Origin of the sequence: Stenotrophomonas sp. PS02289 (assembly GCF_029960115.1) — a bacterium.
GTDB lineage: Bacteria > Pseudomonadota > Gammaproteobacteria > Xanthomonadales > Xanthomonadaceae > Stenotrophomonas.
Genome location: NZ_JASCOZ010000193.1, coordinates 1 through 7,565, shown reverse-complemented (window position 1 = coordinate 7,565; position 7,565 = coordinate 1). Strand labels below are relative to the sequence as shown.

Sequence of the window (7,565 nt, the reverse complement as noted above, 5' to 3'; positions counted from 1 at the left end):
CCCCGCCCAAGCAGGCCGCGGGGTAACCCACCCGGGCTGCCGGGGGTTTTGCCCCGCCGGCGGGCCCACAGTCTCCCGTGGCGTTGCCCTTGTGTTCAGCCTGGGGCGACGCAACCCATGAAGGTATGAACGCCAACCTGCCCCAGCCGTCCGGCGAGACGCCGGTTTCCCCCCGCACCGACCGCGGTCGCGTGATGCGGGCGTTCAACCTGAGCCTGGCCTTCGTGCTGGTGCTGGTCGCGGTGTTCACCGCCCAGGACTACTTCGACTGGCGGCCCTGGGCCGTGGCGCCGCTGGAGAAGGCTGGCCTGCTCGGCATTCTCGGCGCGCCGCTGCTGCACGGCTCGCTGCAGCATCTGGCGGCGAATTCCTTCGCGCTGTTGATTCTGGGCACCCTGGCCGGCAGCGTGTATCCCAAGGCCACATTGCGGGCGTTTCCGCTGTTGTGGATCGGCTCCGGCCTGGGAGCCTGGCTGCTCGGCGACATCGGCAGCCGCCACCTGGGCGCGAGCGGCATCACCCATGGGCTGATGTTCCTGGTGTTCGTGCTGGGCCTGCTGCGGCGCGACCGCCCGGCGATCGCCACCGGCCTGATCGCCTTCCTGTTCTACGGCAGCATGCTGATCACCATCCTGCCGCACGAGCCGGGCGTGTCCTGGCAGTCGCACATGGGCGGTGCCTTTGCCGGCATCATCAGTGCCCTGCTGTTCCGTCTCTCTGACCCGATGGCCCCGCGCAAGCGTTACAGCTGGGAGGATGAGGAAGACGATGCGGACGCGTTTGAAGCGCGTCGCGACGACGACCTCGAGCCGCCCTCACCGACCCGCGTACCGGTGCTGTGGCAACCGCGCGAGGGGCAGGATTATGTGGTGTTGCCGTTCCGGCGTCCCGACGAGCGCTGACGGGGTCCCGGTAGCGACGGCCGTTGGCCGGCCCACGCATCAATTCGCGGCGGATGCCGCCCCGTCACCATCAACGGCGCGACGCCCCAGCGCCGGGTCATCGGTGAAGAACGCATCGATCCCGGTCGCCAGATACGCACGCATTTCAGCCACCGACCCTTCCGGATTGCGCGCGTTCGGTGCGCCCTGGCGGAATTCCGCCGCCATGAAAGAATTCTCCGGCCGGAACGTATACGGCACCACCATCAATCCCGCCGCCTGCGCATCGCGCACCAGCGTGGTCGGCGCACCGAGGCGCCCGGCGGCATCCAGCGGAATCACCATGCGCAGGCTCGGCCCGATGCCGTCGGCGTACGTGGCGACCTGTTCCAAGCCGGCCGGCGTGATCATGTCGGCGTAGCGCTGCGTGCCTTTGGCCGCGAGCACATCACCTGGCTGCTCATTCGCGGCCCCAATCAACTGCAGCAGACGGATGTTGCTGGTGCGGCCCAGCTTCGCGCGAAGCTGGCGCAGGTTGCCCACTTCGAAGGACTGGATCGTGATCGGCGCGACGTTGGTGTACGCATTGGCCTGCAGCGTGGCCACCAGTTTGTCTTCCATCGGCAGACCGATGCTGCGGAAGTAGGTGCCGTGCTTGATCTCCGGCACCAGACCGATGCCCTTGCCGGCGCGACCGGCCTGCTGGACCAGGAACTCGATGATCTCGTCCAGGGTGGCAATCCGGAACTGGCCGTCGAATGCGGTACTGCGCACCTGCGGCAGTCGCTCGCGCACGTACAGCGTCTTCAGCTCTTCGAGGGTGAAGTCTTCGGTGAACCAGCCCTCCACCCGCTCGCCATCGATGGTCTTCACGGTCTTGCGGCTGGCGAACTCCGGGCGGCTGCCCACATCGGTGGTGCCACTGATCTCGTTCTCGTGTCGGGACACCAGCACGCCGTCCTTGCTCATCACCAGGTCGGGTTCGATGTAGTCGGCCCCATCCGCAATGGCCTGCGCATAGGCGGCCAGAGTGTGCTCGGGCAGCAGCGCGCTGGCACCGCGGTGACCATAGACCGCCGCCTTGGCGCGCGGCACGGGGGTGGAGGATTCGGCGCTCATGGCCACAGATGGTGCCACGGCCAGCGACAACAGCAACGCACAACCCCACAACGACTTCGACACAGCTAACCCCTGTTGGTACAGCCCCGCCAATGCGGCAAGGGCCGGAAAAGACGTGCGGCAGTGTGCCGATGGTGTGTTACAGCGGGAAGAAACGTGATGAATTCCACGTTTATTTGGGTTGTTTCGCCCGCGTCACATCGCCCGATTCGACGCGCTTCAGTTCCTTGTCGAAGTCACTTTCAAACAGTCGATCCTGGACGATCCGATACCTTTCGAACTCACTTTCAGCGTGTGCCTGTGCCACCTTGGCCGAGATCTTTCCCTGGTCCTTGAGAACGGCCCGGTCATCGAACTCCAGAAATGCATCAAGTCTTTTGGCCCAGTCCTCCATGGTCATTGGAATCTTCCGACGTGCGCGCTCTTCGGCGAGTTCAAGGTATGCGTTGACTACGCGTCCTAGTGAATCGAGTTCGTCCTTGGTCAGGTAATTCTTGGCAACCGCTACGTCAGTCTTAAGGATCTTACCCGCCGGCGCACCGGACCAGGTCGTCAAACCCATGCTCGGCCTGGTGCTGTCCGCACGGCTGCTGATCAGCTCCGCTGCGGTGCTTCCGTGTATGGCGTAGTGGAGCTTGTTCTGGATCTTGGCGAAGAACTGCTTCGTGGTGGGAGCATCCTTGTTGTAGTCCACACTGGTCGCATAGACGTCGGTAATCTTCTGATAGAAGCGCCGTTCGCTGAGGCGAATCTCGCGTACTTCTGCGAGCAACCTTTCGAAGTAATCTTCTCCAATCGCGCTCCCGTTCTCCATCCGCTTTCGATCAAGCACGTAGCCTTTCACTGCGAAGTCATGAAGGACGCGGGTAGCCCATTGTCGAAACTGAGTTGCCCGGATCGAGTTGACCCTGTAACCCACGGAGATGATCGCATCGAGATGGTAGTAATCAACCGAGCGAGTCACCTCTCGCGTGCCTTCCTGCTGAACTATCCGGAATTTCCGGATAGTTCGTTCAGGTTCCAGTTCCTGGGTCGCAAAGATGTTCTTGAGGTGCTCATTGACGGTCCTGACATCAACTGCGAAAAGCTCGGCCATCAACTTCTGTGAGAGCCAGACGGACTCATCCTCGTAGCGGGCTTCAATGCTCGACTCACCCGCCCGATCGGTGAAGATCAGGAACTCAGCGGTACTGTTTCGGATGTGTGTACGCCTTTCCATTCCATGCTCCTCTTGCTTGGGCGAGAGTACCGCCGTACCCCGTCGTTGAACTCATCGCTTTTCAGTGCGGAACTGCTGCGTTCAAAGGTGACGAGGTTTGCGCATGTCCGCGCTACTTCCCAATACAAAAGCTTGAAAAAATCCGCCCCAGCAGATCATCCGCACTCATCCGCCCGGTGATCTCGCCGAGCGCCTCATGCGCCAGCCGCAGCTCTTCCGCCGCCAGCTCCAGATGCTCATGCACCAGCTCCGACTCGGCGCGCTCGGCGTGGCCGATGGCCAGGGTGATCGCTTCCACATGACGGGCGCGGGCGGAGAACTCGCCTTCCACGCTGTCCCCTGCCCCGCCGCTGGCGAGTTCGCGCAGGCGCGTGTGCAGCTGCTCCAGGCCCAGGCCGGTCGCGGCAGAGACATGCACCACGCTGGGATCGGCGGTGGGCGGGATCTCGGCCAGCAGGTCGCTCTTGTTGTGGATCCACAGCTGCTGCGGCACGTCGAGGATGGCGTCGCCAATCGCCTCGCGGCCGGCCTGCGGGTCGCGTGCGTCGACGACCACGATGGCCAGGTCGGTGCGCTGCATCTCAGCGCGGGCGCGGCGCATGCCTTCGCGCTCGATCGCATCGCCGCCTTCGCGCAGGCCCGCGGTGTCGACCAGGGTCAGCTCCAGCCCATCGATGCGGATGGTTTCACGCAGGGTGTCGCGGGTGGTGCCGGCGATGTCGGTGACGATGGCGCGTTCGCTGCCAGCCAGCGCATTGAGCAGCGAGCTCTTGCCGGCGTTCGGCGGTCCGACCAGCACGGCGTGAAGGCCGTCGCGCAGGCGACGACCGCGTTCGGCGTCTGCCTGCAGCTGCACCATCGCGCGCAACGCGTCGGCCAGGCCGGAACGCACCTGCTCGCCACCGAGCGTATCCAACGGTTCGTCGGCGAAGTCGATGGCCGCTTCCACGTGGATGCGCAGCCGCACCAGCTGTTCGGCGGCGTCCTCGACGCGGCGCGAGAACACGCCATCGAGGGAACGGCGCGCGGCGCGTGCGGCGCGGCTGTCGCTGGCAGCGATCAGGTCGGCGATGGCTTCGGCCTGGGCCAGGTCGAGCTTGCCGTTGAGGAACGCGCGTTCGCTGAACTCGCCGGGCCGTGCCTGGCGGGCACCGAGTGCGATGCAACGGGCTACCAGTTGCTGCAGCACCACCGGGCTGCCATGCCCCTGCAGTTCCACCACGTCTTCACCGGTGAAACTGCGCGGACCCGGGAAGTAGAGCGCGATGCCATCGTCGAGCACCTCGCCGGCCGCATCGCGGAAACGTGCGTAGTGCGCGTGGCGCGGTTGCAGCGAAGGGCAGCCCAGTGCCTGCGCGATGGACGCGGCCTTCGGCCCTGAGACGCGCAGCATGCCCACACCGCCGGCACCCGGCGCCGTGGCGATGGCAACGATGGTCTCAGTGACAGTGGTCATGGCTTACAGCTTCTCCAGTTGCGCGCGGGCCTGCGCGGCCCCGCTGCCCTGCGGCTGCAGGGCCAGATAGGTGGTGTAGGCCTGCCTGGCCTTGGCCTTGTCGCCGGCGTGGAAGTACGCATCGCCCAGGTTGAGGTGGGCCACCGCACGCGACGGGTCGATCTTCAGGGTGTTTTCCAGCCAGCGCGCCGCTTCAGCGTAACGCTGCTGACGGTAGTAGACGAAACCGAGGTTGTTGGCGGCCTGGGCGAAGTCCGGGCGCAGCTTGAGCGCCTCGGTGAACTGCGCGACCGCCTCGTCATAGCGCTTCTCGCGATAAAGCTGCAGGCCGCGGTCGTTGGCCTGCTGTGCGCGCTGGCGATCAGACGCAGGGCCGGCGGTGGGCACCACCAGCTTGGCCTGTCCGCCCTGCAGGTCCGCCACCGTCACCGGCGCCTTGTCGGTCTTCGCACCTTGGGCGGCGTCGACCTTGGTGTTCAGCGCGATCGCATCGGCGGTCAGCTGGTCGGTGTCGGCGTTGAGGTATTCCTGGCTGTCCGGCACCTGGAACACGAACTCGCCGCCCTGCGAGCCAGGCAGGCTGCCGAACGCCGGGGTCTGCTGGGACACGGCGGAGACGGCCGGGGCCACGTAAGCGGCCAGCTCGGTACCGGTGATCAGTCCATCGCCATTGAGGTCGCCCTTGCCGGCCAGCGCCTGCAGCAGCACCCAGGTGAACACCGAGTGGCCATTCGGGCCGGCGTCGGCGACTTGCTGATCGGCTCCGCCGGCGGTGAGCATCTGCCGTGCACTGCGGCGCGCATTCTCGCGCAGGAACGCGGACGAGGAGGGGCCGCCGCGGGTCAGGCCGAGGCCGCTGTAACAGGCGTCCATCACGAACATCACGTGCTTGGCCTGCATGCTTTCGGCGATGTTCTGCAGGTCGGTCATCGCGATGGCATCGGTGGCGAACGCATTCGGGTCCGAATCCACCGGGATGATGTAACCGAGGTCACGACCCGAGGCCAGCCGGCGCGTGGCTCCATGCCCGGCGAAGAACACAAACACGCGGTCGTTGCGTGCGGTGCGGTCGTCGGCCAGGCGATCGTGGAAGGCGGCCAGGATGTTGTTGCGGGTGGCCTGCTCGTTCTTCAGTACGATCACCTGCGAAGACGGGAAGCCAAACTGTCCGGTCAGCGTGTCGGCCACCGCCTGTGCGTCGTGACTGGCGTATTCCAGCTTCGGCCATTTCGCGTAGTCGTCGATGCCGATGACGATCGCCCAAGATTTCTCGTAGCCGGTGGTTACCGTGGCGTCGCTGGTCGTGCCTTTGCGTGCCCGTGCCACGGTGAACTCGCGGCCGTTCCAGCCGGCGAACTGATAGCCGTCGGCGATCAGGCGGTCCAGGATCTGCGGCAGCGCCTTCACCGCGCGGTCGTGGATGTCGTGGAACAGGATGATGCCGCGCTGCTCCTTCTGCACCTGCTCCACCACGCGCTGCACGATGGATTCGGGCACCGGGTCGGCCCAGTCCATCGAGTCGATGTTCCACATGATGGATTTCAGGCCGGCCTCGTTGAGGACCTGCATCCCTTCCGCGTTGCGGGCACCGTAGGGGAAGCGGAACAGCGGCGCACGGCGGCTGTCGACATCCTTCAGCAGGGTGTCGGTGGCCAGCACCTGTTCGCGCAGGGCGTCACCCGTCGTGCGCGACAGCTGGGCATGGGTCAGGCTGTGGTTGCCGACGGCGTAGCCCTGTTCCATCAGGTTGCGGCTGATGCCGGCCATCGGGCCCAGCTTGACCTTGCCATCGGCCTGCACCTGGCCCAGGTTGCGGCCCACTTCGAAGAACACGCCCGGCACGTCGTAGCGCTGCAGGATGGCGACCACCTCATCGGTATAGGCCTTGTGCGGACCGTCATCGAAGGTGAGCACCACGGTCTTGGCCGGCAGGTCGCGGCCGAAGATCTCGCGCTCGCTGTCCTTCATCGACATCGGGTACGGCTCGATCACTCCATAGTCGCGCAGGATCGCTTCGCGGGTGATCAGGGTGCGCAGGTGCGCGACGTAGTCGTCCCACTTTTCGCGCTTGAGGGTGATCGCACGGGTGCGCTCGAAGCGGCTGAAGATCCGGGTGAGTTCCTGGTTGTAGTTGCGCTCGATCTCGTCGAGTGCGTCCAGGTCTTCGCCGATGCGCTGGTGCAGCTTCACCGCCGGCAATGAGGAATCGGTGCCAATGCGCGCGTGCAGGTCGCGCAGTACCTCGCGGAAGGCCAGCCTGTCGGCGTCGTACAACTCCGGTGCGGACTCGATGTAGTCCAGCACCGTGCCCAGGGTGGCGAAGCGCTGTGGCGTGGTGCCCTTCAACAGCGTGTCGAACAGGCCGGCGATGGCTTCGCGTTGTTCGAGCCCTTCATGGAAGAGCTGCTGGCCGACGCGGGTGGAGGTGTTGCGATCGGCGGGCGACTGCTCGGCCTCGTCGGCGAGCAGCACGATGATGCGGCGGTGGCGGTCGAGCTGCTTCTGCAGGGCGCTGAGCAGCGGTGCGGTTGCGGGGTCGACGGTGATGGCGGCCTGGGCGCTGGGGTGCTGCGTGGCTTCCGCAGCCGTGCTGTCGGTGTCTGGTTTCTGGCCGCACGCGGCAAGGGTCAGGGTGAGCAGCAGGGGAAAGGCTAGGCGAGGCAGCGACGCGCGGGGCATGGGCAGTCCATTGGGTGATGCGTGGCGCGGTGGGCGCCGGTGGCGGAATTCTACCGCTGGATGTGCAAAAGCCCGCCGGAAGGCGGGCTTTTGTGGGGGTTCCGTAGAGCCGGGCTTGCCCGGCTGGGGGATCCGTAGGGATCCAGAGGAGCCGGGCCAGCCCGGCTCGACGGGTCCCGGGTTCTTCGTCTTCGCGGCCGGGGCGGCGGGG

5 protein-coding genes are annotated in these 7,565 nt (G+C 65.7%); 1 reads left to right on the top strand and 4 read right to left on the bottom strand.

Annotated features, from left to right (window positions below; genetic code table 11):
* Window positions 1-125 precede the first annotated feature (125 nt).
* Window positions 126-902 (top strand): rhomboid family intramembrane serine protease, encoded by a 777-nt coding sequence (locus QMX83_RS18745; RefSeq protein WP_282298153.1) that lies wholly within the window; start codon window positions 126-128, stop codon window positions 900-902.
* A 39-nt stretch (window positions 903-941) separates the two neighbouring features.
* Here QMX83_RS18745 and QMX83_RS18740 read toward each other — a convergent pair whose 3' ends face one another.
* The 4 genes from QMX83_RS18740 to QMX83_RS18725 form a co-directional block, all read right to left on the bottom strand.
* A complete protein-coding gene (locus QMX83_RS18740; RefSeq protein ID WP_282298154.1) occupies window positions 942-2,000 on the bottom strand; it encodes a glycerophosphodiester phosphodiesterase in 1,059 nt (352 codons plus the stop codon).
* A 172-nt stretch (window positions 2,001-2,172) separates the two neighbouring features.
* Window positions 2,173-3,219 (bottom strand): virulence RhuM family protein, encoded by a 1,047-nt coding sequence (locus tag QMX83_RS18735; RefSeq protein WP_282298152.1) that lies wholly within the window; start codon window positions 3,217-3,219, stop codon window positions 2,173-2,175.
* A gap of 112 nt (window positions 3,220-3,331) precedes the next feature.
* Complete coding sequence (mnmE, locus tag QMX83_RS18730; RefSeq protein WP_282298151.1) at window positions 3,332-4,675, bottom strand: tRNA uridine-5-carboxymethylaminomethyl(34) synthesis GTPase MnmE; 1,344 nt, start codon at window positions 4,673-4,675, stop codon at window positions 3,332-3,334.
* 3 nt (window positions 4,676-4,678) lie between these two features.
* Window positions 4,679-7,354 carry a polysaccharide deacetylase family protein gene (locus QMX83_RS18725; protein WP_282298150.1) on the bottom strand — a complete coding sequence of 892 codons (2,676 nt, stop codon included), beginning with the start codon at window positions 7,352-7,354 and terminating at the stop codon, window positions 4,679-4,681.
* Between the last annotated feature and the right edge of the window lie 211 nt (window positions 7,355-7,565).